Source organism: Mucilaginibacter sp. A3364, assembly GCF_059690715.1.
Genome location: NZ_JCAWED010000002.1, coordinates 438,767 through 463,773, shown reverse-complemented (window position 1 = coordinate 463,773; position 25,007 = coordinate 438,767). Strand labels below are relative to the sequence as shown.

Annotated in this window: 24 protein-coding genes; 14 read left to right on the top strand and 10 right to left on the bottom strand. The window is 45.6% G+C overall.

The window, feature by feature from the left end:
- The first annotated feature begins 132 nt into the window (after window positions 1-132).
- The 8 genes from AC59JT_RS14630 to AC59JT_RS14595 all read left to right on the top strand — a co-directional run bounded on the left by AC59JT_RS14630 (window position 133) and on the right by AC59JT_RS14595 (window position 8,606).
- The gene (locus tag AC59JT_RS14630; protein ID WP_497400188.1) at window positions 133-414 is read left to right on the top strand and encodes a DUF427 domain-containing protein; all 282 of its coding nucleotides are present in this window, start codon (window positions 133-135) and stop codon (window positions 412-414) included.
- 4 nt (window positions 415-418) lie between these two features.
- Window positions 419-1,810 (top strand): mercuric reductase, encoded by a 1,392-nt coding sequence (locus AC59JT_RS14625; protein ID WP_497400186.1) that lies wholly within the window; start codon window positions 419-421, stop codon window positions 1,808-1,810.
- Window position 1,811: 1 nt separating this feature from the next.
- Window positions 1,812-2,771: an ABC transporter ATP-binding protein gene (locus AC59JT_RS14620; RefSeq protein ID WP_497400184.1), complete on the top strand. Its 960-nt coding sequence runs from the start codon at window positions 1,812-1,814 to the stop codon at window positions 2,769-2,771.
- Window positions 2,768-4,336 (top strand): ABC transporter permease/substrate-binding protein, encoded by a 1,569-nt coding sequence (locus AC59JT_RS14615; protein ID WP_497400182.1) that lies wholly within the window; start codon window positions 2,768-2,770, stop codon window positions 4,334-4,336. The genes AC59JT_RS14620 and AC59JT_RS14615 overlap by 4 nt, the downstream gene beginning before the upstream one ends.
- Entirely contained in the window at window positions 4,337-5,485 is a 1,149-nt protein-coding gene (gene egtB, locus AC59JT_RS14610) for an ergothioneine biosynthesis protein EgtB (RefSeq protein ID WP_497400180.1), read from the top strand.
- Window positions 5,486-5,527: 42 nt separating this feature from the next.
- Window positions 5,528-6,505 (top strand): L-histidine N(alpha)-methyltransferase, encoded by a 978-nt coding sequence (locus AC59JT_RS14605; RefSeq protein ID WP_497400178.1) that lies wholly within the window; start codon window positions 5,528-5,530, stop codon window positions 6,503-6,505.
- 979 nt (window positions 6,506-7,484) lie between these two features.
- Window positions 7,485-7,949 (top strand): helix-turn-helix transcriptional regulator, encoded by a 465-nt coding sequence (locus AC59JT_RS14600; RefSeq protein ID WP_497400176.1) that lies wholly within the window; start codon window positions 7,485-7,487, stop codon window positions 7,947-7,949.
- A gap of 117 nt (window positions 7,950-8,066) precedes the next feature.
- Window positions 8,067-8,606 (top strand): DUF4199 domain-containing protein, encoded by a 540-nt coding sequence (locus AC59JT_RS14595; RefSeq protein WP_497400174.1) that lies wholly within the window; start codon window positions 8,067-8,069, stop codon window positions 8,604-8,606.
- Here AC59JT_RS14595 and AC59JT_RS14590 read toward each other — a convergent pair.
- The 3 genes from AC59JT_RS14590 to gcvH form a co-directional block, all read right to left on the bottom strand.
- Complete coding sequence (locus tag AC59JT_RS14590; RefSeq protein WP_497400172.1) at window positions 8,603-8,731, bottom strand: hypothetical protein; 129 nt, start codon at window positions 8,729-8,731, stop codon at window positions 8,603-8,605. The genes AC59JT_RS14595 and AC59JT_RS14590 overlap by 4 nt on opposite strands.
- Entirely contained in the window at window positions 8,721-9,053 is a 333-nt protein-coding gene (locus AC59JT_RS14585) for a VanZ family protein (protein WP_497400170.1), read from the bottom strand. Before AC59JT_RS14585 ends, AC59JT_RS14590 begins: the two co-directional genes overlap by 11 nt.
- Before the next feature lie 67 nt (window positions 9,054-9,120).
- Complete coding sequence (gcvH, locus tag AC59JT_RS14580; protein ID WP_497400168.1) at window positions 9,121-9,501, bottom strand: glycine cleavage system protein GcvH; 381 nt, start codon at window positions 9,499-9,501, stop codon at window positions 9,121-9,123.
- 132 nt (window positions 9,502-9,633) lie between these two features.
- On the opposite strand from gcvH, the gene AC59JT_RS14575 reads away from it, so the two are divergent.
- From AC59JT_RS14575 to AC59JT_RS14565, 3 genes are read left to right on the top strand one after another with little or no spacing between them, the layout of a single operon-like run.
- On the top strand, window positions 9,634-10,182 hold the full coding sequence (locus AC59JT_RS14575) for a DUF4142 domain-containing protein (RefSeq protein WP_497400166.1): 549 nt from the start codon (window positions 9,634-9,636) through the stop codon (window positions 10,180-10,182).
- Between the two features lie 60 nt (window positions 10,183-10,242).
- On the top strand, window positions 10,243-11,259 hold the full coding sequence (locus AC59JT_RS14570) for a Gfo/Idh/MocA family oxidoreductase (protein ID WP_497400164.1): 1,017 nt from the start codon (window positions 10,243-10,245) through the stop codon (window positions 11,257-11,259).
- Window positions 11,260-11,284: 25 nt separating this feature from the next.
- Complete coding sequence (locus AC59JT_RS14565; protein ID WP_497400162.1) at window positions 11,285-11,782, top strand: peroxiredoxin family protein; 498 nt, start codon at window positions 11,285-11,287, stop codon at window positions 11,780-11,782.
- A 47-nt stretch (window positions 11,783-11,829) separates the two neighbouring features.
- Here AC59JT_RS14565 and AC59JT_RS14560 read toward each other — a convergent pair whose 3' ends face one another.
- The 6 genes from AC59JT_RS14560 to AC59JT_RS14535 all read right to left on the bottom strand — a co-directional run bounded on the left by AC59JT_RS14560 (window position 11,830) and on the right by AC59JT_RS14535 (window position 19,134).
- Window positions 11,830-12,576, bottom strand: a complete 747-nt coding sequence (locus AC59JT_RS14560; protein WP_497400160.1) for a hypothetical protein — start codon at window positions 12,574-12,576, stop codon at window positions 11,830-11,832.
- Between the two features lie 398 nt (window positions 12,577-12,974).
- On the bottom strand, window positions 12,975-13,964 hold the full coding sequence (locus AC59JT_RS14555) for a transglutaminase family protein (protein WP_497400158.1): 990 nt from the start codon (window positions 13,962-13,964) through the stop codon (window positions 12,975-12,977).
- An 88-nt stretch (window positions 13,965-14,052) separates the two neighbouring features.
- Complete coding sequence (locus tag AC59JT_RS14550) at window positions 14,053-14,988, bottom strand: alpha-E domain-containing protein (protein WP_497400156.1); 936 nt, start codon at window positions 14,986-14,988, stop codon at window positions 14,053-14,055.
- Between the two features lie 83 nt (window positions 14,989-15,071).
- Window positions 15,072-16,520 (bottom strand): circularly permuted type 2 ATP-grasp protein, encoded by a 1,449-nt coding sequence (locus tag AC59JT_RS14545; RefSeq protein ID WP_497400154.1) that lies wholly within the window; start codon window positions 16,518-16,520, stop codon window positions 15,072-15,074.
- Between the two features lie 355 nt (window positions 16,521-16,875).
- Window positions 16,876-17,637 carry a phosphosulfolactate synthase gene (locus tag AC59JT_RS14540; RefSeq protein WP_497400152.1) on the bottom strand — a complete coding sequence of 254 codons (762 nt, stop codon included), beginning with the start codon at window positions 17,635-17,637 and terminating at the stop codon, window positions 16,876-16,878.
- A 93-nt stretch (window positions 17,638-17,730) separates the two neighbouring features.
- Window positions 17,731-19,134 carry a tetratricopeptide repeat protein gene (locus AC59JT_RS14535; RefSeq protein ID WP_497400150.1) on the bottom strand — a complete coding sequence of 468 codons (1,404 nt, stop codon included), beginning with the start codon at window positions 19,132-19,134 and terminating at the stop codon, window positions 17,731-17,733.
- 239 nt (window positions 19,135-19,373) lie between these two features.
- Here AC59JT_RS14535 and amaB point away from each other — a divergent pair, with 239 nt between their 5' ends.
- The 3 genes from amaB to AC59JT_RS14520 all read left to right on the top strand — a co-directional run bounded on the left by amaB (window position 19,374) and on the right by AC59JT_RS14520 (window position 23,051).
- Complete coding sequence (gene amaB / locus AC59JT_RS14530; RefSeq protein ID WP_497400148.1) at window positions 19,374-20,915, top strand: L-piperidine-6-carboxylate dehydrogenase; 1,542 nt, start codon at window positions 19,374-19,376, stop codon at window positions 20,913-20,915.
- A gap of 101 nt (window positions 20,916-21,016) precedes the next feature.
- The gene (locus tag AC59JT_RS14525) at window positions 21,017-22,660 is read left to right on the top strand and encodes a S8 family serine peptidase (RefSeq protein ID WP_497400146.1); all 1,644 of its coding nucleotides are present in this window, start codon (window positions 21,017-21,019) and stop codon (window positions 22,658-22,660) included.
- 4 nt (window positions 22,661-22,664) lie between these two features.
- A complete protein-coding gene (locus AC59JT_RS14520) occupies window positions 22,665-23,051 on the top strand; it encodes a hypothetical protein (protein ID WP_497400144.1) in 387 nt (128 codons plus the stop codon).
- 34 nt (window positions 23,052-23,085) lie between these two features.
- On the opposite strand, the gene AC59JT_RS14515 is transcribed toward AC59JT_RS14520, so the two are convergent.
- Window positions 23,086-24,963: a DUF4153 domain-containing protein gene (locus AC59JT_RS14515; protein ID WP_497400142.1), complete on the bottom strand. Its 1,878-nt coding sequence runs from the start codon at window positions 24,961-24,963 to the stop codon at window positions 23,086-23,088.
- Window positions 24,964-25,007 lie beyond the last annotated feature (44 nt).

Sequence of the window (25,007 nt, the reverse complement as noted above, 5' to 3'; positions counted from 1 at the left end):
TAAAATTTAAAAAAATATTTTTTTCCTCTCCGTCACATCCAAATCGTGACGCTGCCCAAACAAAAAGGGCGCTCAGGCATTGTATTTCTATCAAAACATACACTTATCTTTATTTAGTAAACCTGCTAACCTATGAAAGCTATCTGGAACAACCAGGTTATTGCCGAAAGCGACGATACCATTGTGGTTGAAAACAATCATTATTTCCCGGCCGACAGCGTGAAGCCCGAGTTTCTCTGCGGCTCGGGCACCAACACGGTTTGCCCCTGGAAGGGCGTGGCCTCTTACCACAGCGTGGTGGTTGACGGCCAGACCAATACCGACGCGGCCTGGTATTATCCCGAGCCTAAGGCAGAGGCGGCCCACATTAAAAATTACATTGCCTTTTGGCGTGGCGTTAAAATAACCGCATAAGCTTATGAAGCCAAAACAATACGATGCTATTATTATTGGCGCCGGGCAGGCCGGTGTGCCGCTGGCCAAAAAGCTGGCCAAAGCCGGCAAAAAAACCGCGCTGGTTGAGATGCGCTGGGTAGGTGGTACCTGCGTTAACGATGGCTGCACGCCTACCAAAACCTGGATAGGATCAGCCAAGGCGGCTTACACGGCTGCTAACAGCGCCCATGTAGGTGTTAAGGTGAAAGGGGTTAAGGTGGACATGGTGCAGATAAAAAAACGCAAGGACGATATTGTGCTAAATGCCCGCAATGGTAGCACTAAGGCTTTGGAGAGTACCGATAACCTCGACCTTATCTTTGGCGAAGCCGAGTTTACCGATGTTAAAACCCTGCAGGTAAAACTAAACGAAGGCGGCACTAAGATGATCAAAGGCGAATGGATCTTTATTAATACCGGCAACCGCACCGTTATCCCCGAAATTGAAGGATTACATGACATTGATTTTTTAACCTCCACCTCCATCCTCGAACTGGAAAAAGTGCCGAAACATTTACTGATACTGGGCGGCAACTACATTGGTTTGGAGTTTGGACAGATGTTCGCCCGTTTTGGTAGCAAAGTGACTGTGTTGGAGCGCTCGGCGCGATTGGTGCCCCGCGAGGACGAGGACATTTCCATCGAAATGCGCAAAATACTGGAGCTGGAAAACATCAGCATACAAACCGGCTCGGAAGCTATTAAATTTAAAAAGCGCGCCAAAGGCGGCATAACCGCTACGGTTAAAAACGCCGGGCACGAAAAGAAAATTAAATGCAGCCATGTGCTGGTAGCCGTTGGCCGTGCCCCGCAAACGGACAGGCTGGGGCTGGATAAAACCGGTGTAAAGCTGGACGATAAAGGCTTTGTTAAAGTAAATGCCAAACTGGAAACCAACGTAAAAGGCATTTATGTCCTGGGCGATGTAAAGGGCGGTCCGGCGTTTACGCACATCGCTTACAACGATTATACTATTGTTTACCGCAACCTCATCGAAAAAACTAATTATAAGGCTACCGATCGTCCCGTACCCTATTGCATGTTTACCGACCCCCAACTGGGCCGTATCGGCATCAGCGAAAGCGAAGCCAAGGAACAAGGACTGGATGTGCTGGTAGCCAAACTCCCCATGGCCCGCGTGGCCCGCGCTGTTGAGGTGGGCGATACCCGTGGCTTTATGAAAGCGGTGGTGGACCCTAAAACAAAAAAGATACTGGGCGCCGCTATCCTGGCCGAAGAAGGCGGCGAGATCATGTCGGTACTGCAAATGGCTATGGAGGGCGATATTACTTATGACAGGATGCGCTACTGTGTGTTCGCGCACCCGCTGTACTCCGAATCATTAAATAACCTGTTCATGAGTTTAGATCAATAGCATGATCAGGGTTGAGCAATTAAGCAAGTCGTTTAATAGGGTTAAAGCTGTTGCCGGCATTTCTTTTGAAGTGCAGGAGCAGGAAACGCTGGTGCTGTTGGGAACCAGCGGCTGCGGCAAAACTACCACGCTTAAAATGCTTAACCGCCTGATAGAGCCCGACGCCGGCAAAGTATTTATTAATGGCGAAGACGTAACCCAACAACAGCCCGAGCAACTGCGCCGGGGCATTGGGTATGTGTTACAAAACAACGGCCTCTTTCCGCATTATACTGTGGCGCAAAACATAGCCATTGTACCGCAGCTGTTGGGCTGGGATAAAAAACGAACCGACCATCGCGTTAGCGAATTAATAGAAAAACTGCACCTGGATAAACGCTATTTAAAAGCTTACCCTGCCGAACTAAGCGGCGGACAGCAACAACGCGTAGGCCTTGCCCGCGCCTTAGTTGCCGACCCACCCGTATTGCTGATGGACGAACCCTTCGGCGCGCTGGACAATGTTACCCGCTCAAAAATTCATGCCGAGTTTAAGGCGCTTGATGAACTGAAACGCAAAACTATTGTGATGGTGACACACGATGTGCAGGAAGCCTTTGAATTGGGCGACCGCATCGCGCTGATGGATAAAGGTAAGATCATCCAAAACGGCACACCTGCTGAGCTGTTGTTTAACCCAGCGAATGATTTTGTGAAGGATTTTTTGGATCAACAACGCTTACAATTGGAATTTAAGGCAGTTACTTTAAGTAATGTCATCCCCGAAGGGCAAACCTTTAAACTGCACGAAGAAGATATTAAGGCCGAAAGTGATTTTTGGTCGGTTTTAGAGGTATTTAAATTCGCGGGGCGCGATAGTTTATCGGTTTATGATCATCAGCATAAAAAATTAAAAAGCCTTGGTTTTGATGAGCTGATGGCTGCCTTTTATCAATATAAAAAACAAAAAGCAAAACCATGAACGAGCAGCAGCAAACCCTGTGGCAGTTTATGGTTCAGCAAAGCGATAAACTGTTAACCCAAACACTGCAACACATTGGGCTTACTTTTATTTCTTTAATTATAGCGGTGCTGATAGGCCTGCCATTGGGCATTTTGATAGCCCGTAAACGGAAGTTTTCAGGTTCGGTACTGGGCGTAGCAGGGGTGCTGCAAACTATCCCGAGCATTGCCTTGCTGGGTTTCATGATCCCGCTGTTGGGTATTGGTCCTAAGCCCGCTATTGTGGCCTTGCTGCTGTACGCTTTGCTACCCATCATTCGTAATACCTACACGGGCATTACCGGCGTGGATGCATCGGTAAAAGAAGCTGCCGTAGCTATGGGCATGAGTAAATGGCAGATATTATTCAAGGTTGAATTGCCGCTGGCTATGCCCGTTATATTGGCCGGTATTCGCACCGCTACCGTCATCAATGTGGGCGTGGCAACACTGGCCTCCTACATTGCCGCGGGTGGCTTAGGCGAGTTTATTTTCGGCGGTATATCGCTTAACAATACCAACATGATTTTGGCGGGAGCCATCCCGGCGGCGCTTTTGGCGGTATTGTTCGATCAGCTATTGTCGCTGCTTCAACACGTCAACCTCAAAAAATTAAAAATCGTCGGCATAGGCACACTGGCGGCCATGTTGGTAATGGGGGCTTTTTATTTTATTCCTTCCGCTACCGCGGGAAAACTAACCGCCGGCTTTACGCCCGAGTTTATGGGAAGGCAGGATGGTAACCTGGGCCTGCAAAGTAAATACGGCTTGAAAATTCACACCATCGTTATCAGCGACGCGGTGATGTACAAAGCCGCTTTTGAAAAGGAGCTGGACGTGATCAGCGGCTACTCCACCGATGGCCGCCTGAAGGCTTATGACCTGGTAGTGCTGGAGGACGACAAAAAGATCTTCCCGCCGTATTATGCCGCGCCCATCGTGCGCGAGGATGCGTTGGTAAAATTCCCCGAACTGGAAAAAACGCTGAACCTGCTGGCCGGCCAAATAAATGATAGCGTAATGACCGATTTAAACTATCGTACCGACTATCTTCACCAAACGCCCGAGCGCGTAGCCAAAGATTTTTTGGTGGCCCACAAATTATTCAAGCCCTCGCGCAACGGTAATGCAGGCACGGTTCGTATCGGCTCCAAAATATTTGGCGAACAATACATACTGGCCGAAATGTACAGCATGCTAATAAAGGGCAATACCGACTACAACGTGAGCACTAAAACCGGCCTGGGCGGCACCAAAATTTGTTTTGATGCCATGACCAACAACCAGATAGATCTGTATCCCGAATATACCGGCACCGGGCTGTTAGCTATTTTACAACCTCCGCAACGCGAAATTGATGCCCTGAACGGCGATAAGGATAAAACTTATACTTATGTTAAAAATGGTTTTAAAAACAAATATCATATTAGCTGGCTAAAACCCATTGGGTTTAATAATGCCTACGCTTTAATGATGCGCCGAAAACAAGCGCGGGAATTGGGTGTTAAAACTATATCGAACCTTAAACAATACCTTGATAAATAAATGGATATACTTACCCGCTATAAACAAGTTCGTGCCCGTACTGAAATGATTTGTGCCCCGCTGCAAACCGAAGACTACGTGGTGCAGCCTGTTGTTGATGTTAGTCCGCCTAAATGGCACATAGGCCATACCACCTGGTTTTTCGAGACCTTTATTTTGATGCCTTATTTTTCGGCCTACCAAGTGTATAACGAAAACTACAACTTCGTTTTTAACAGCTATTACGAAGCCGTGGGTAGTCGCGTAGTGCGTACGGATAGGGGTAACTTAAGTCGCCCCACGGTAGCCGATATTTATAAATACCGCCATTATGTGGACGAGGCCATGGAGAGTTTTCTTTGTGTTTCGCCTGCGGCAGATGTAATGGAACTGCTGGTATTGGGCCTTAACCACGAAGAGCAGCACCAGGAGTTGTTGTATACCGATATTAAATATATTTTGGGCAATAACCCGTTGATGCCTGCTTATGATCTGAATTATGTTTCGCCTGCGGCGGAAAATAGCGACGGCGAATTCATCAAACTGGACGAAGGCGTTTATGAAATAGGTTTTGAAGGCGAAGGCTTTTGCTTTGATAATGAACTGAATCGCCATAAAGTTTACCTTAATAGTTTTGAAATAAGCCCTAACCTGGTAACCAATGCCGAGTACCTGGAGTTTATTAACGCCAATGGTTACCATGATTTCCGCCACTGGCACGCCGAGGCCTGGGATTGGGTAAAAACCAACCAGGTAGAAGCGCCTATGTACTGGCACCAGATAGATGGTGAGTGGCATGTATACACTTTCCATGGCCTGCAAGCCCTTAAATTGCAGGAGCCGGTTTGCCACATCAGCTATTACGAAGCTTATGCCTACGCCGCCTGGAAGGGCCTGCGCCTGCCTACCGAGTTTGAGTGGGAAGCGGCCAGCGATAAATTTGCCTGGGGCAAGGCGTGGGAGTGGACCGAAAGCTCCTACCTGCCGTATCCCGGTTTTGCCAAAGCACCCGGAGCCATTGGCGAGTACAACGGCAAGTTTATGGTGAACCAAAAGGTATTGCGCGGTGCCAGCGAAGTGACATCGCCGGGGCATAGCCGGGCTACTTACCGTAACTTTTTTCAAACCAACCTGCGCTGGCAGTTTACCGGCATCAGGTTAGCTAAATAAAAACATCTACCAAAAAACAACAGAGACATGCACCAACCTGTTATGAAAAACCAACCAGCCGAAGAAGCATCAGTAGATACTAAAAAACAGTTCTATGATGATGTGATAGCCGGTTTAACGTCAACACCAAAGCGCCTGCAATCCAAGTATTTTTATGATGCCGTGGGCGACAGGATATTCCAGGAGTTGATGAAATGCAAAGAATACTATCCCACCAATTGCGAGCTGGAAATATTCTCGAAAAAAACCGCCGAACTGGCCGAAGCCCTCATTGCCGATGGTGATGGCTTTGACCTGATAGAACTGGGTGCCGGCGATGCCATGAAATCAAGCTACCTGCTAAAGCACCTGCTTGAGCAAAAGGCCGATTTTAATTACCTGCCGATTGATATATCAACCAACGTGATCAACTACCTTAACGCCACGCTGCCGTTGACTATGCCTGATCTGCATATTATAGGCCTTAACGGCGAGTATTTTGATATGCTGAATAAAGCCGCCGCCATGTCTAAACGCCGTAAGGTGGTGATGTTCCTGGGATCGAACGTGGGCAATATGCCCGTGAACGAAGCCATCGGTTTTTGCCGCGAATTGCGCAACCATCTTTCGCCCGGCGATATGGTGCTGATCGGTATCGACCTGAAAAAAAATCCGAAAACTATACTGGCTGCCTACAACGACAAGGAAGGCATAACCAAGCGTTTTAACCTGAATTTATTGGACCGCATTAACCGCGAACTGGATGCCGATTTTGATACCACCCAATTCGACCACTACGCCACTTACGACCCCGAGAGCGGTGCCTGCAAAAGCTACCTCATCAGCCTGGCCGATCAGTTGGTGACGGTAGGCAAACAAACCATCCGCTTCATCAAAGACGAATACATTTACATGGAGATCTCGCAAAAGTTCACCATCATGCAAACCGACCAAATGGCCGCCAACACAGGCTTTAAAGCTATCAATCGTTTTTACGATAGTAAGAGATGGTTTATCGATGCGGTTTGGTTAGCGGAGTAGAACCTGCCCCGGCCTCCCCGAAGGGGAGAAGCACTAACGGATTGTCATCCTGAGCAAAGCGAAGGATCTTATACAAGCGATAAGGTTCTTCGCTTTGTTATTTATCACTATGCAAGCAACGTTTTTGCGGTTCCCAGCCCACGGGAGAGGAAGGGAGGGGTTTCTCCAAGCGCTCAGACTGTCGCTTGGTCAGGCCCTTCACGCACGTACCTTGCCCCGCTCCATAGCCGCGGAGGCGTTTTACTTTTTTGTCTTGATACAAAAAAGTAACAAAAAAAATCAAGCCAGGCTGATCGCTGCCACCACACAGGCCAGACTCCCGGCCGCGCACCCTGGCAGGCCACTGCGCTCATTTTTTGATTCTCATTATTTTCCGAAATCTCGGTTAGCACCGGAACCGTCGGCCCTCAACTTCGGGCGAAAGCGGGCAGAAGGCGGTGGGAGGTGCGCTGGGAAGGGCATAGCGTTGTTGGCGTGTGTGGCAGCCTCGTGCGTGCGAAGCAGCAGCCAATAATGCAGCCCGTGCTTCTGCCCGCTTTTCAGCGCAGAAGCCTAGTGCGGCAAAGAAGCCTATGGGCCGGCTAGGCCTTTTAATTACTTTGTGGCTATGACAAACGGCGAAGCCCTCTTGAGTACCTTTAAAAAACAAATTAAACACACGAAAAACTAACAGCCGCCGCGGCAAATGAGCGGGGCAAGCCACGTGCGTAAAGGGCCTCTAAAAGTGACAAAGAGAGGGCCGATTTCAGAAGTAAGGAAAGCAACAAAGCGACGTGAATAAAGACCAAATTAACTGTAGCATAGTTCACTGACAAAACACCGCCACCAAAAAATACAACCATCTAACAGCCAATGCTGTAGCGCTGCTACACCAGGTGTAGCAGTGTAGCGTGCTACGCATACAGCGCTACACTGCGCCCTCATTTACGCCATTAAATATTTGCCATAATTTTAAATTCCGTTAAATTTAAAAATTGAAATGGCATTAAGTTTTTGGGAGAAGCATAAGTCGGTAATATTGTATGGCGTTACGCTGGCAGTATTACTGTTGTTAATGAAATGGCTCGAATGGCGTTTCATAGTGCTTGACCATGCCTTTGAAATTTACGCGGGCGCGCTGGCCATTATCTTTACCCTTCTGGGCATATGGCTCGCCAAAAAACTCACCACCCCCAAAACTGTTGTAGTAGAAAAGCAGGTGATCATCAAAACCGACAATTTCATCCTCAATGAAGCCGAACTGGTGCGCCTCGGCCTCAGCAAACGCGAGCTGGAAGTGCTGGAGTTAATGGCCGGCGGCCTCAGTAACCAGCAAATAGCCGAGCGATTGTTTGTGTCATTGAACACCATCAAAACGCATTCCTCAAAAGTATTCGAAAAACTGGAAGTGCAGCGCCGTACCCAGGCGGTAGAAAAGGCGCGGCAATTGAGTTTGATCCCGTAGCCGAGTCTCGTACTTTAGTATTAATTTTCTTATTTTTATTAAAATCACCCGAAAGTATGAGGGCGATATTTCCGCTATATCTCACCTTTGAGCCATAAACTTTTAAACAAAACGAACATGAAAAAAAATGTATGGGTTTACGGAATAATTTCCGGCATATTGATAGCCGGCTTTATGACATTCTCCATCGGCCACTGTTATAACACCGGCGACTATGAAGGTAACATGCTGCTTGGCTTCGCGGCAATGTTCCTGGCGTTCTCGTTAATATTCGTCGGCGTAAAAAATTACCGTGACAAACATCATGGCGGTATTATAACCTTCGGCGAGGCACTTAAAATGGGCCTGTTTATGGCGCTGGTAACCTCAACCATTTATGTGCTTACCTGGATGGTGCTGTACTATAATTATTATCCCGATTTTATGGAAAAATTCTCGGCCCACAACCTGGAGCAAATGAAAGCTAGCGGAAAATCAGCTCAGGAAATTGCAGCCAAGCGCGAGGAAATGGCCGGTTGGGCAGCCATGTATAAAACGCCATTCGGAGTAGCCGCAGCCACCTACCTGGAAATATTGCCTGTAGGTGTGGTTGTTGCCTTGATTACCGCCCTGATATTAAAGCGTAAAACGCCTAAAGCAGAAGCTGTGGTAAGCTAGGCTATGGTAGTAGTGTGAGTTTTTACTTTGCCAAACTTAGGACAGCCGCAGTCTTTTTTAAAGATGCCGCAAGAGGTGGTGCAGAGTATAGCCAACAGGCCCATTATTAAAAATTTATTCTTCATGTTTAACAGCATGTTGCGTTATTAAAATGCTAAAGGTGGCCATACAGGCGCCAACGGTATCGGCAAACAGGTCGGGCCACTCGCCGCTGCGCCAGGTGAATATGTAAAGCTGTAATAACTCGATCACCCCACCAAATATTATTGAAAGCAGCGTTATGGTTAACGCTGCTTTATACGTTAAACGTTGATTGTTTTGTTGTCGTATATTTCCGTTGGCCCAAAATACTACCAGCAAAAAAAAGAAACCGCAATGTGTCAGCTTATCAAAACCCGGGAAGAACAGGCCCGAGCCGCCAATACCGCCCATGTCGATATTGCACATCACAAAAACAAATAAGGCCCACAAAATTGTGAGCCTATGATATTTCAATAATAATTTCATCCAATAATTATTCGCCTACCAATTCCTGGTACGCATCGGCGCTTAGCAGGCCGTCAGCGTCGGCAGCGTTTGCCAGGGTAATTTTTACCATCCAGCCATCGCCGTAAGGGTCGCTGTTTACCAGCTCAGGTTGGCTATCTAAGCCCTTGTTAACCTCGGTAATAGTACCGGTTACCGGCATAAACAGGTCTGATACAGTTTTAACCGCTTCAACGGTGCCAAAAACATCGTCTTTGCTTACTTCTTTTCCAACCGAGTTAATGTCGATATAAACAATATCGCCCAGCTCGCGCTGCGCAAATTCGGTTATACCAATAGTGGCGGTATCGCCTTCAACTCTTATCCATTCGTGGTCTTTAGTGTATTTTAATTCTGAAGGAAAATTCATATGATCAGTTTTTGATTCGCCCAAAAATAATAAAACTTTATGCAACAATAATTAATTAAACTAATAAAGCTTATTTTTAATTGCTGCTGTACTGAATATACTGATTGCAGCCTGCTAAACGACCCTGATTGTATGAAAAAGTTACACCTAATTATACTTTGTCTTATCGTAACTGGTTGCTTGCCGGGGTGTATTAATGAAGAAGAAACCGAACGTAAAAATCCCCGCCGGGAAGTAAACTTAGTGGCAGATCCGGACGATGCTAAATTTATAGTTGATGCCGACCTGTTTTTGAATGGAGAGATTGCTTTGGGCCGGCTGGCCGTTAACAAAGGGTCAGACAAACGGATAAAAAACTTCGGCGCCATGATGGTGAAGGATTACATGAAGCTGGATAGCCGCCTGGTCGCCCTTGCTCATTCAAAAAAAATAATGCTGATGGACGCCCCCGCGGAGTTTAAATTTCAGCATATAGACTCACTGGATAAAATGACCGGCCCCCAGTTTGACCAGGCCTACATTAAATACATGGTGGGTGAACACCGGCAGGCCATAGATATATTTGTTGATGCAGGGAAACACCGTTTTGATAATGACATTAAAAAGTTTGCCCGCCGAAGCGCCCTTAACCTGATGCGCCATCTTGACGCCATTGATGCTATCCGCGACAGCAAAAACTAAGCTGCTTTTGCATAAGCCTTGTTAAAAGCATAACTTGGCAGCATAAAATCATCTATCAGCATGCCAACACCTATTGTAGCCGGCTTATTAGCTTACGGAATGTCAGGCCGGGTATTTCACGCGCCTTTTTTAAGTACTAATCCACAGTTTAAATTAAAAGCAGTGGTTGAGCGCAGCCAGAAAAAAATGGCCGATCGCTACCCGGATATTATCAGCTATAATTCGGTTGAAGAGATATTGAACGATAGCGAGATTGAACTGATCATCGTTAACACGCCAAATTTCACCCACTTTGATTTTGCCAAACAGGCTTTACGGGCTGGTAAACACGTGCTGGTTGAAAAGCCTGTTGCAGGTAATGTTGCCGAGATCAAAGAACTGTACGATGTGGCGCGCGAGGCCGGTAAAATGGTTTTCCCATACCAAAACCGCCGTTGGGATAGTGATTTCCTGTCGGTAAAGGAAGTGGTGGAAAGCGGCAGGCTGGGCCGGATAACCGAGGCTACTTTCAGGTACGATAGGTATAAACCTCAACTTAATCCCAAACCATTTAAAGAAACTAAGGACACGCCTATAAACGGTATTGTTTATGAACTTTGTCCGCATTTGATTGACCAGGTTATTCATTTGTTTGGAAAACCGCTATCATTCGATAAAATTACCACCATACAGCGCGATCTGTCGGAGGTGGAGGATTACGTAAGCTTCCGTTTATTATATCCTAACGGGATGGTGGTGCATGTGGTATCGGGCTTGCTTATACCCGATGCTTTACCGGCCTTTGTGGTGCATGGCACTGTGGGTAGCTACAGTAAGCATCGTTTAGATGTACAGGAAGCCCAGTTAATTGCCGAGATGCTGCCTACCGACGACGCTTATGGCATTGAACCCGTTGGCGGCGAAGGCAAACTGTTAACCATTGGTGCCGATGGCGAAAAAAGTATTGAATATACACCTGCCATAAAAGGCGATTACAATAATTTATTTTACGCGGTATATCATGCTTTGCGTGATAATGCGTTATATCCGATAACAGAAGAGCATATGAGCTGGCAGATGGAAATGCTGGAAGCGTAGGCCCGTTTTATATTTAATAAAGACAATGAAAAAACTGATTCTATTTTTTAGCCTGATCATATTTGTTGGCTGCACGCAGGCGCAAACGCCAACCGCAATACCACATTACAAAATTTTGCAGGCCGATAGCACCTATAAAACCTGGGCCGACCTGAAAAAAGGGAAGCCCGTTATTCTGATCTACTTTTCGCCGGATTGCCCGCATTGCCAGAAGTTTACACTGCAGATGAAGAACAAGATGTCGGCATTCAAAAACATGCAGATCGTAATGATATCGTTTAACAAAACCGAATATCCATGGATGGGCATGCTGCGCAACTTTAAACGCGATTACGAGATAGGCAAGTACAAAAACATTACCCTGGGTACCGAATATCCAAACTACCTGGTACAGCGTTATTACCAGGTACAAACCACACCTTTTATTGCGGTATTTAACAAAGCTGGCAAACTGGTAAAATCATTTGATAAATCGCCGGAGTTGGATGATGTTTTGCCTACGGTTAAAAAGGTGCAGTTGTAAGAAAAATATGTCATTTTGACCAACGGGAGAAATGACATATAGGGCAATTACTTATACATCTGCTCCACTATCCCCAAATCAAATTTGGCCTCATCCTTTTCTATAAACTCCATCAAAATTACTGATTCATTATTTTTATCGCTAATGATATACCTGTCGCGTAAACCGCGTGGAATCTGACCTGTGAATGCCTTAACAAACATGCACGCTGCTAATAATGCTGCCGGAGGCGATGGGTGGCTTTCGTCTTTCAGGTAAAGTTCCAGCTCGGGTTTTTGCTTTAAGGCAAGTTCGCGGGCTTCGCCTACACGCACCAGTTGGGCGCCGTTTTCTTTGGCGGCTTTGGTATACATCTCGGTGAGGATCTTTTGGGTTTCAGGAGTTTTTTTGCGATTCCATGTTTCATACAGGTACGGTTTGGCTCCGCTTGCTTTTATCAGGTCGCAAAACTTTTTAGCATAAACTAAAAAGCTATCGGGTTTACTGATTGGGCCCATACTATGTTCTTGTATCACCACAATATCAAAATGCCCGTTTTTGATCAGTTCTTTTGATTTAAGGCCCTTTTCGCCATTCCAATGGTTTGCTAATGTGGAGCCACCGAAAGTGCTTTTACGGGTAATGAGTTTGGTATTTGTACTGTCGGATATCAGCTGAACCATATGCGGCATGTTAGATACATAGGTGTAGCTATTGCCAACAAACAAAACCCTGAGCGAATCTTTTTTTTGAGCCAGGGAGGTATTGGCCCACAAAATTACAGCACCTAACAAGGTGTATTTTAAATTTTTCATTACGATTTGATTACCAGTTTATAAGGCGTAACAACAATACGCAAAAAAACAATGCAATTCATCGTAAATACGTTTCAGTGTTTCTAACTATTGTATCAATTGTGTGATGGAGAGAGGGGGGGATGAGATATGTCATTGCGAGCGAAGCATGGCAATCGCGAAATTTGCAAGTCTGCTGCTTTTCTCTGTGCGATTGCTTCGCTACGCTGGCAATGACAACATTTTCTGTTTGCAACTTGCATGACAAAGGGGATAGAGAAGCCCGTAAGCTTCCCTAAACCGCAAATCCTCATTTTTGCAGCGCCCTTTATCAAAATAATAAGATCAGTTAATACGTATTTTCTTTTCGCTATCCTGTCACAGAAAGCTTCACAATGCCTGGCCTAAAGCCAATATTTTTATTGCTGCTGCTGTTGTTGCTGCTGCTGTATCATTTCCATATACCGCTGGTAACTGTTTTTGGTTACCACGTTGGCACTGGCCGGGCTTGGTGCCGATATCACATCAACGGTAGCCGCCGATGTTTCGCGGTTGATATTCGGGTTGTCATCATCTACCGTTACCGATACCTCCAGCTTATGCCCCGACGCGCCCTTGTAAACCCCTTTAACCGGCGAGCAATCGGTGAAATTTCTGCCTACAGCCAAACGTACGTGTGTTTCGTTGGCTATGCAGTTGTTGGTAGGGTCGAGGCCCAGCCAACCATAGTCGGGGATGTAAGCCTCGGCCCAGGCGTGGGTGGCACCTTCGCCGCGCATGCCGTTTTTGTAGGTGCATATATAACCACTTACGTAGCGTGCCGGTATTTTAACCAGGCGCAGCATTTCGGTTAGTATGTGCGCAAAATCCTGGCACACGCCGGCTTTGATTTTCCATATTTCATCCAGCGTTGTTTCAACACTGGTTACACCCTTTATATATTCAAAATTATCATACACATACTGACAAAAACGCAGGGCCACCTGGTAAGGAGTGTCATCTTTTGAGCGTTCCTGTTCTACTATTTTTTCCAGTTCGGTCAAGCCTTCAAAATACTCCTGCCTTAAAAAATCTATAAACGGAACCATGTTCATCAATGGCTTCAGGTCCTCCCATTGTTGCGCGGGGAAAATATCATTTACCGGCAAGGGTCTGTGACTGGTAGACACAACCATGCGCGTGGTAATGATAAGCGCGTTATGTCGTTCGCTGTAGGTAAAATCGCCCACTTTGTTGCCATAGTAATCGGTATGCGTATCCACCGATGGATTGCCCGTAATGATCAGATCCTGCCTGATCACATCCTGGTACTCATCCTGTATCGGGAATAGTATGATCTGGTTCGCACTGTCGCGCACAAGGCTATCATACAGGTATTTGGTGGTATGTTGTATCTGAAATTCGGGCATGGACTATGATTTATTGATTTGAAGATTTGAGGATTTGAAGATGGGGGTGATCATTTTTAAATCAGCACATCTTTAAATTTTCAAATCGCTAGCTATTAGCAAAATAATATTCATTCAAGGCGGTGCCTATACCGTACAGTTCGCCGCGTATCTGGGTTAAGAAAGTGTGTAAACCCTCCTGCCTTATACTGCGCACCGAACTATATTTAATACGACTTTGTAACCTGCCTATTCTAAACGACATTTCGCGGAAATCATCCATATTGGCATCGCTTTTCAGTCGCTCAAAATAACGCTGTATGTTACCTACCGAGTAAATTACCGAGCGCGGGAAATCATTATTCAAAACCACCTGCTCTAATACGTTTTCGGCCTCAAATCCTTCGCGGTAAGTTTTCAGGTAGAGTTCATAGCCGCCTAATGATAGCAACAAATGCTTCCAATAGGTGGTATCTGTTAACAGATCGGGATTTTCACTTATCGACCCAAATTTGGTATCCAAAATATCAACCGACTGGATAGCGCGCTCCAGGTATTTGCCAATATTCATAAAGCAACGGGCCTCGCCGCGTTCCATGGTAATCTCCACGGTGCCGTAATATAGCATTACCTGTTTTATCAGTACGTCGAGCACACTTATCGGGTCCTCGCGTTGCAGTTGACGATCAAGCTTGTTGTCTTTTACCGCATGGTAATATTCATTGAGGCATTGCCATAGGTCCTTGGGGATATGTTCCTGCACACCACGGGCGTTTTCGCGCGCCTGGGTAATGATGCTGATAATGGAATTGGAATTATCCTTGCCGGTAACCATATACTTCAGCACCGCGCGACTATCATTATTAAAATAGTCGTTCTCGCCTTCCTCTAACCCGGCGTATATACGGATAACGGTTTCCCAGGTAAACTCCTGTATCGTATCCTGCGATGAGGCGTAGTTTATCTTCAGCATGCGCAACATGCCGTCGCTACGCTCAATGTACCGACTCATCCAGTAAAAACTTGCTGCTACTCTACTAAGCATATGCTTTTTTTATTTCGAATGTCGAATGTTCGATTCGAATTTAATTTTTTGATTGATTATTCATTTGCACATCTGCTTATCGGCTACGCCAACACCCACGTGTCCTTACTACCGCCACCCTGCGAACTGTTTACTACCAACGAGCCTTCTTTCAAAGCCACGCGGGTTAAACCGCCCGGTACAATTTCAATGCCGTCGGGGCCGCAAAGAGCATATGGCCTAAGGTCAATACGCCTTGGAGTTAGTTGCCCCTGCATGTAGCACGGCGCTGCAGAAAGACTGATAGTTGGCTGCGCGATGAAATTGCGAGGCTCTTTAATGATCTCTTTTTTGTAGTCATCTATCTCCTGCTCGCTTGCCGCATGGCCCATTAGCATGCCGTAGCCACCGCTGCCGTTAGTGCGTTTCACTACCATTTTATTCAAGTTGGCAAACACATGCTTGCGTTCGTCGGGATTGCCTAGCTGGTAGGTGGGTACATTCTTTAATATCGGCTCTTCGTTGAGGTAATATTTGATCATATCCGGCACATAGGTGTAAATAGCCTTATCATCGGCTACGCCGTTACCTATGGCGTTTACAATGGCCACGTTGCCTTTGCGGTAAGCACCCATAATGCCCGCCACACCCAACATACTTGATGGGTTGAATACCAATGGGTCCAGGTAATCATCATCCACCCGGCGATAGATCACGTCAACCTGTTGCAGGCCGGTGGTGGTTTTCATGTATACTTTGTGGTTGTTCACCACCAAATCGCGGCCCTCTACCAGTTCAACACCCATTAGGCGGGCCAGCGTAGTATGCTCAAAATAAGCCGAGTTGTAAATGCCCGGACTCAACAATACCACGTTAGGGTTTGATATCTGGCGAGGCGATAGCGCCATTAGGTTTTTATAGAGTATGGACGGATACTCAGTAACGCTGCGTACGCCGCATTGCGGCAGCAGATCGGGGAAGAGGCGTTTGGTTATTTCGCGGTTCTCCAGCATATAGCTCACGCCCGATGGGGTACGCAGGTTATCTTCCAACACGTAAAAAGTGCCGTCGTTATCACGGATCAGGTCAATGCCTGATATATGTACATAAATATCGTGCGGTACGTTTACCTGCCACATTTCGCGCAGAAAATGTGGGCACGAGTAAATAATATCTATCGGCACAATGCCATCTTTTATGATGAACTGATTGTGGTAAATATCTTTCAGGAAATGGTTCAACGCGGTTAGGCGCTGCTTTATACCTTTCTCTATAAAAGCCCATTCGGACGCGGTGATGATGCGGGGGATGATATCAAACGGGAAAATCTTTTCAATACCCTCGCCGCTATTGTACACGGTAAAGGTTATCCCCTGGCTCATAAACAAGCGTTTGGCCAGCTCTTCTTTTTTATTCAGGTCGTCGGCCGATTCGCGCGAGATATAATCAATTACCTTGCGGTAATGATCGCGAACGCGGGAATCGCTGCCATACATTTCATCCCAAACATTGCTTTCGGGCGAATAATTATCAAAATAGGCTGATTCCTGCATTAAAAATTAGGGTTAATTTTAAATCTTATCGATTTATTGTTGTTTAAAAGTGAAATATATGAACTGTTTTATGATAATTGCAAGTTTATTTTGAAGTATTTGCAATTATTTGTTATGTATTTTATAAATGTGATAGAAATTAATCCATAAAATCATCAATATTTTATTCAATGCATTCGTTTGCAGCTAGGTTTAATGCCTAACTATCTAACATATAAAAAATGAAATCGGCTAAAAACATTAACACAACAGCCGGAGCATGCAAATGTTTAAGATCAGGGCGCAAAGGGGGGGTAATGGTTCGGTTTAAGCCGAAGCCCTGCTGCTTAGTAAATGTAAGAAATAATAACCGGGATTATTGCTCCAGGAAATGATCAAAAGTATCGCTGCGGATACCCAGGCGAAGGGTTTCCAAAGGGATGATATCTGCAGGGGCAATGTTGCCTAAGCTAACGTTGGAGCCTATCAGTTTAATGAACCATACCTGCTGGGCTTTTTGAGGAGCTTCCCATATAATTTTTTGCTCAGGTATCTGGGTCAGGATCTCATCCACCAAACCCTGGCGCACTTCGCCCGAATCGCGGTAGATGCCTACGTTGCCGCTTTCGCGGGCTTCGGCAATTACTTTCCATGATCCGGCGTCTATCTCGGCCTGCATCAGTTGGATCCATTTGTAGGGCGCGAAGATCTTCTGCACGTCTTTTGAGCCAACTTCGGATATTACCGTAACCTGTGTAGCCAGTTGTTTAATGTAAGAGCATTTTACCTCGTGCGGTATCTCTATCGAACCGTCGGATACTTCGGCGTATTGCAGCTCGTATTTATCCAGCAGGCGGCGGTAGTCATCAAACTGCCCGCGTACGATCATGGCTTCGAACAGGGTGCCGCCAAAGTACACCGGTATGCCGGCATCCTTATATAATTTTAGTTTTTGATCAAGATTTGGGGTAACGTATGATGTTGCCCAGCCCAGCTTCACAATATCTGTATACACACCGGCAACCTCTATCATATCTTCAACCTGCCTTAGGCTAAGGCCTTTGTCCATCACCATGGTCATGCCGCTGTCACGCGGTTTTTCAATTCGGGTTGGAAGGTTGTTGATGGTATAATTCATATCAGGCAAAATGTAATATCGGCTGTAAAAGTCATAAAAAAAACTAAAACACCGAAAGATGTTTTAGTTTAAATTTAGGTTAACAGCCACGCGTTACTTCGAGTAGCGGTTGATGATATCCAATATTATCTTATTTTCCTGCAGTTGTGGCAGGTATTCAAATAGTATATAATGCTTCTCGGGGTCGGCAGCCAGGGCCTGCTCTAAAAAGCTTAAAGCTTCGTTGTATTCGCCTTTGGCAAACAGGTAAGCTACCATGCGGTAATACAATTCGGCAGCCTCAGGGTTGTTTTTAATAGCTTGCGACATGATCTCGATCGCGCCTATTAAACGCTCCTGCTCATATAAAATAGATGAGTAATCTAACCAGGCATCAATATCCAGCGGGTTAAGTTCAACCACTTTTTCATAAGCTTGTTCGGCCTCGTCTAAATGGCCAAGTTTGTACTCGGCATCGGCAATGGCAAACCAATAGTCGGCATTGGCAATATCAAGCCCTAAAGCCTTGCGGTAAAAGTGCAGGGCCTCAAAATAACGTTCTTCAAAATCAAGTGTCACACCAATACCAAACCAGGCATCGCCCAGTTGCGGGTCCATTTTAACCGATTTTTTGTAGAAGGCACGCGCGTCATCCATCTGCTCCAGCTTTTCGTAGCATTCGCCAATAGCGCAATAGGTATCGGCGTTTGGCTGCTCGTACTCAAAAGTATGGCGGTAAACCTCAATAGCCTCGGCATATTTCTCCAGGTTAACCAGGGCGTTACCTTTATTAAAATAGGCCGATGCAAAGCTGTCTTTTATCAGGATGGCATAGTCATACGCGTCTATCGCTTTTTCAAATAAGCTTAGTTTGGTAAAAGCGTTGCCCAGGTTATACCAGGCGGCATAGCTGTAGGGTTCGTTATCAATATATTGCTGATAAAACTGTACGCTTTCTTCCTGGTTGTCGAGCACGTCATAGCAAAAAGCCAGTTCGTACAGGGCATCCTGGTTCTCCATGTTTTGCTTTAAGCAAAGCTTAAGGTAGGTAACCGATGTTTCATAATCGCCCATGTTTTGGTAAACGTAGGCAATGTGTAAAAGTATTTCGTCGGTTTCCTCGGCAAGGTCAAGCGCTTTTTCGTAGTTCTCCAAAGCCTCGGGGAAACGCTCCATGCTCTCATAAATATTACCGCGTATGATGTATATATCCGCGTCTGATGCCTCAAGCATGGCGGCTTTGTCCAGCGCCTCAAAGGCTTCGCCAATACGATTGGTAAGCACTAATAGCTGGGCTTTTTTAATTAAAAATACGGCGGCAAAAGGGTGTTGGTTAATGGCATACTCTGCTACCTGTTGCGCCTTGGCGGGGTCGTTTTTTTCGATGTAGTAATCGATAATGTTCTCAAACGCCTGGGCATCAAAAAAGTACTGGTCGTGATTCCTGATCATCTCCTCGTACCGTTCTACCGAAAATTTTGGATCTTCGGAGAACCCAAATTCAAATTCTTCTTCCATTCAGTAATGTTTGCAGAACAATAGTTTATTAAAGCAGTTATATGGCTTAGGCAGCTTTTTAACTGAGTTTAAATTACACTAATAAAGCCCCTTTAAGGCAATTAAGTTTTCAACATACAAACATTTTTAACATCGCATATTGCAAAGCATTGATTATGAATACAAAGCAAAATAATGCGGGCTGTGAGGTGAGTTGATGTTTGCCCTAAAAGATTTTATCTTTAACAAAAGTACGAAATATGCGCGTGGATATTACCGAGATCATCAAACATTTACATATAGATGTCAATAACCCGGCCTACAGCACGGGCCAAAATTGGGGCAGCAGCAACGGTGCTACAGTGAAGAAAATCACCTCACCGGTAGATGGTCAGTTAATTGCCTCGGTTAATATGGCTACTGCCGATGATTGCAATACAGTAGTTGCCCAAGCACAGGAAGCCTTTAAAACCTGGCGAGCCATCCCCGCACCCAAACGCGGCGAAATTGTGCGCCAGATAGGCGAGGCGCTACGCCAAAACAAGCAGCAATTGGGTACGCTGGTATCCTACGAAATGGGTAAAAGCCTGCAAGAGGGCCTGGGCGAGGTGCAGGAAATGATAGACATTGCCGATTTTGCCGTTGGGTTAAGCCGCCAGTTGTATGGCCTCACCATGCACAGCGAACGTCCGCAGCACCGCATGTATGAGCAGTACCATCCGCTGGGTGTGGTAGGCATTATATCGGCCTTTAATTTCCCCGTGGCGGTATGGAGCTGGAACGCCATGCTGGCCTGGGTTTGCGGCGATGTTTGTGTTTGGAAGCCTTCGGAGAAAACGCCATTGACGGCCATTGCCTGTCAGCATATAGCTGCCTCAGTTTTTAAAGCGAATGGGATCGAGGAAGGCGTGTCGTGCCTGATTATTGGTGATAAAGAGATTGGTGAGCTTATGGCTAATGATACCCGCCTGCCGCTAATATCAGCCACCGGCTCAACCCGTATGGGTAAAGCGGTGAGTGCTGCTGTTGGGGCGAGGTTGGGCCGCAGTTTGTTAGAATTGGGTGGCAACAACGCCATCATCATTACCCCTGACGCCGACCTGGATATGGCCCTGATAGGAGCTGTTTTTGGCGCGGTGGGTACTGCCGGGCAGCGCTGTACCACTACGCGCAGGCTCATCATCCACGAAAGTGTATACGATAACTTTAAAGATAAACTGGTAAAGGCCTACGGGCAGATACGTATTGGCGACCCGCTGAATGAAAATAACCACATGGGCCCGCTGATCGATACCCATGCGGTTGATACCTATCTGCAGGCCATCGAAAAATGTAAAGCCGAAGGCGGCAGGTTTGTGGTTGAAGGTGGCAAGCTTGGCGGGGCCGATTATACCTCGGGTTGCTACGTAAAACCCTGCGTGGCCGAGGTGCAGAATAAATTTATTATTGTGCAGCATGAAACCTTTGCCCCAATTTTATATCTCATAAAATACAGCACGCTTGATGAGGCTATCACGATGCAGAATGATGTACCGCAAGGTTTATCATCGGCCATCATGACCAACAATTTACGCGAGGCTGAGGCGTTCTTATCTTCTGCCGGTAGCGATTGTGGTATTGCCAATGTTAACATTGGCACATCGGGCGCCGAGATTGGGGGAGCATTTGGTGGCGAAAAGGAAACCGGAGGCGGTCGCGAATCGGGCTCGGATGCCTGGAAGGTATACATGCGCCGGCAAACCAATACCATTAATTACTCCAGCAGTTTGCCTTTGGCGCAGGGGATAAAGTTTGACCTTTAAACCCCGCGACCTCACCCCGGCCTCCCCGAGGGGGAGGGAGGATTGTTTGGATGGTAAATAATTTTAATACATTAGATTTTAAATAGATACAAATGATACAGATGAAGAATATACGCAACTACCTTTTTGGCTCTGCCTTAAGCGGGGCTTTATTATTAAGCTTTGGCGCTGCCGCACAAGCCCCTAAAGCAGAGGCCGAATTGCCAAAAAACTGGCATACGCTTGATTTGAAAACCAGCGGTTACTACGGTATCAGCCTGGATAATGCGTACCAATTGGTTAAAGGCAAAAAAAGCAAAACGGTAGTGGTGGCTACTATTGATAGTGGTGTTGATACCGCGCAGGCTGATTTGAAGCCTATCCTGTGGGTTAATACCAAAGAAATTCCCGGTAACGGCAAGGATGATGATAACAACGGATACATTGACGATATACATGGCTGGAACTTTTTAGGCGGCCCGGGTGGAAAATGCGATTATACCGAAACCACCGAAGAGGTACGCGAGTTTAACCGCCTGAAAGATAAATACGCAGGTAAAACTTCGGCCCCCGCCGGTAGCGAAAAAGAGTACGCATACTGGTTAAAAGTGAAAGATACTTATGTGGCTACCACTACCAAATCGGCAGAAGAACTGCAGCAGTATCAACCCATGATGAATGCCCTGATGGTAACCAGCGGCTTTATTAAACGCGGCTTGAAACTGGCCCCATCGGCCACTTTCACCAAAGCCGACCTGGAAAAGTTAACAGCTAGTAATGATACCCTTATTCAAAGCAAAAGCATATGGATGCAAATGTTTGAGCAGGTTGACGGCGATAACGGTAAAGTAATTAAAGAGCTTGCCCAATACATGGAGAAGCTGAATAACGACGTTAATCCCGATTTGAACTCGCGCAAAAATATTGTTGGCGATGACCCGAATGTGCAGGATGGTAAAGCTTACGGCAGCAACCTGATCAAGTTTCCTGACGCATCACACGGTACAGGCGTATCGGGTTTAATAGCGGCTGTACGTGGTAATAAATATGGTATTGATGGCGTAGCCGATAACGTGCGCCTGATGGGTATTAAAGCTGTGCCTAACGGCGATGAGTATGATAAAGATATTGCTAACGCGATACGCTACGCGGTTGATAACGGTGCCAAGATCATTAACATGAGCTTCGGTAAAAAAATATCGCCACATAAAGATTGGGTTGATGCTGCCTTTAAATATGCCGCGTCAAAAGATGTATTGCTGGTACAGGCATCGGGCAATGATAACCAGGATGTTGATGTAACCCCGCAATTCCCGAGCGATACTTTTGAAGATGGTACCGTTACCGATATGCCTAACGTGATCAACGTTGGCGCATCGGGCGCTAAAATTGGCGATGAACTGGCGGCGACTTTCAGCAACTACGGCAAAAAAAATGTAGACGTTTTTGCACCGGGTGCCAAAGTAACATCAATAGATAAAGATGAAGAGTTTAACACTGCCGATGGTACAAGCTTTGCCTCGCCTATTGTAGCAGGTATTGCTGCTTTGGTTTTGGAGTATTATCCAAACCTGAGCGCCCTGCAACTAAAACAGGTAATAATGGGTTCGGCTACGCCGCTGCCTGCCGGTACCTTAACTTTAAAACCCGGCAGCAAAACCGAAAAGGTTGAGTTTAGCAGCCTGAGCAAAACCGGTGGTATAGTAAATGCCGCTAAAGCATTGCAACTGGCCAGTAAGTTAAAAGGCGATAGGAAGGCGAAATAATAGGATGAAAATTTGTTTAATGTTTTTTGTTGCCGTGATGTTTTTTTCGCTAACGGTTAACGCTCAGAATGTTGATTGTAAGAATTTTAAAACCGGCACCTTTAAAATGGTTTATAAAGGTAAAACTACCATCATAAAGAGGTTTAAGGAAACACAGCTTGAATATTATGACAATGCAAAAGTTCCTACTACTTTTAAAGTAAAATGGCTTGATGACTGTAATTATGTATTAACGCCTACTGCCGATGTTTTTAAAAAATATCCAACTTTGCCAAGGGATGCTACTTTATCTGTACGGATTATACCAACCGGAAAAAACACTTTTAACATAGTTGGAAAAGTCAGCTTTTCGCCAACAGAACAAAAATCATCGGTAATTAAAATTAACTGATAACAAAAAAGCGGGCCTAAAGCCCGCTTTTTTGTTACTTGATCTTTTTGATCAGATATACTCCCGAAACATACATCGGTCTTACTTTTTCTTTGCCGGTTTTATCGAATGAAAAGTTATCAATGATCAGCTTAACGCTGTACTTTTTGCCTTGCTGTGTTAAAGTTAACATATCAGGCGGCACTATATATTTGTGGGCGTTGCTGTCAACTAAATATTTAGACAGATGAGGTGTCTTTAACAGGCTATCTGCCAATTGGTTGTCTTTGAATATAAAGAGATCCTTATCAACCTTTAGCATAAGTTGTGTATCATCAACCACTTTACGCTCGATATGAATACCGTTAAATTTTGTAGTATCTGCTTCATTAACGTCGGCCAGGTAATCGTATCCTTTTATATCGATCAAATTGTTAGTATTAAATTGATAGTGGTCTTGTAACACTACTATAGCGTCATATCTGTTGGCGTACTGTTTTAACCCTAGATAATTGATTATCCAGCTCAATTTTTTCTGCCGCTGTTCATAACGGTTAAGCGTTGTATAGGTGCGGTAAGTGCCTTTAATTTGGGCTATAGAATCGCTTACCGCTTTTAGATCTTTATCAATATAGGGTTGAAGTGATACGAGGTCGTGTTGTTTGATCAGATAATCCAGTTTATCTACCGCATTGGCGGCATCAGCCGAATCAATTTTGGTGACCTTTACCAGCTTGCCATCCTTAAAGGCTTTATGTTTTTTAAAGATATTCACCAATATCCGCGTTTGCGAATACTGTGATACCGAGAATGCCCCTTGTGGCCCGTAAACCGATATCAGCGTAATGATGGATAGCGAGATGGGGATGAGCTTGATGTTCTGCTTCTTAAATAACAAAAAGTATATCGATATAAATAACAGCCACAGTGCCAGGGCTATTAAAAAGTAACGTTGCTCGGTAATACCGTATTCAAATACGCGCGTACCTACCGCTACAAAAAGCAACACCAACAAAGGCAGTAACAGAAAGTAAAAGCTGCGCGCGAAGGTTTTGAGCCATTTGTTCTCCTCGTGCTCGCGGATGGGATAAACCAGCAAGAGAGATAATATGCCGAATACTGCATAGCCTAAAATGAGGTAGGATACGTACCCCTTCGGTAAGTTCCATTGTATTAAAATTTTAGCTTCGTAGGCCAGTAGTATAGCCAGGTAAATGGTGGCCAAAGGTATCAACACAAACTGCGTAAAAACCTTAAGGCCTTTGGGGTAGGTGGTATCGGCATCCAGTTCAACGTAGCCGGATGGTACTCCCGCCAGGAAAAACACGGTATTGAACATACCTACTATCCACAACCATAAAATTATAAATGTGTCGTCTTCAAAAGTCACATTAAACAGCAGGTTAACAGCGCCCAATGCCGCGGCCAGTCCGCCAAAAAGTACCGCGCTATATAACGCGCTGGTTAAGATCCGCAGAAACAACGTTTTATTAAACTGCCAAAAACCCTGTACATGCCCTTTACCGGTATACGCCGCATAGGCAACCACGAGGTGAAAGGCCAGGCTAAGCAGGAAAAACCGTATCCAGTCGGATTGCGTGCGGTTGGGATCTATCAGCAATAGCAATAAAATTGCTAACACGATGGCTGCTCCTTTGATGCCCCATGTTTTACCCTTACTAAATTTATGGCTGCCCGTATACAACGTAGCCGCCAAGCTAAGCAGTAAGCCCAGGTTAGCCATCATGATAATGCGTATGCACCAGCTTTCAGCAACGGGGTTGATGTTGGTTAGTTCGACATTAACAGTAGCCGCGATAGTGCCGGTAAGCGCAAATAGTATCTCGATAGGAAAGCGTTTAACGGTATTTATGGCGCCTTCGGCCAGGTTTTTTATGGATGGAAACTTCATGTGCTCAGGTTTAATATCCATCTAATGTAACTATTTTAAGCTTTAGATGTAAAAACCTTATGCCT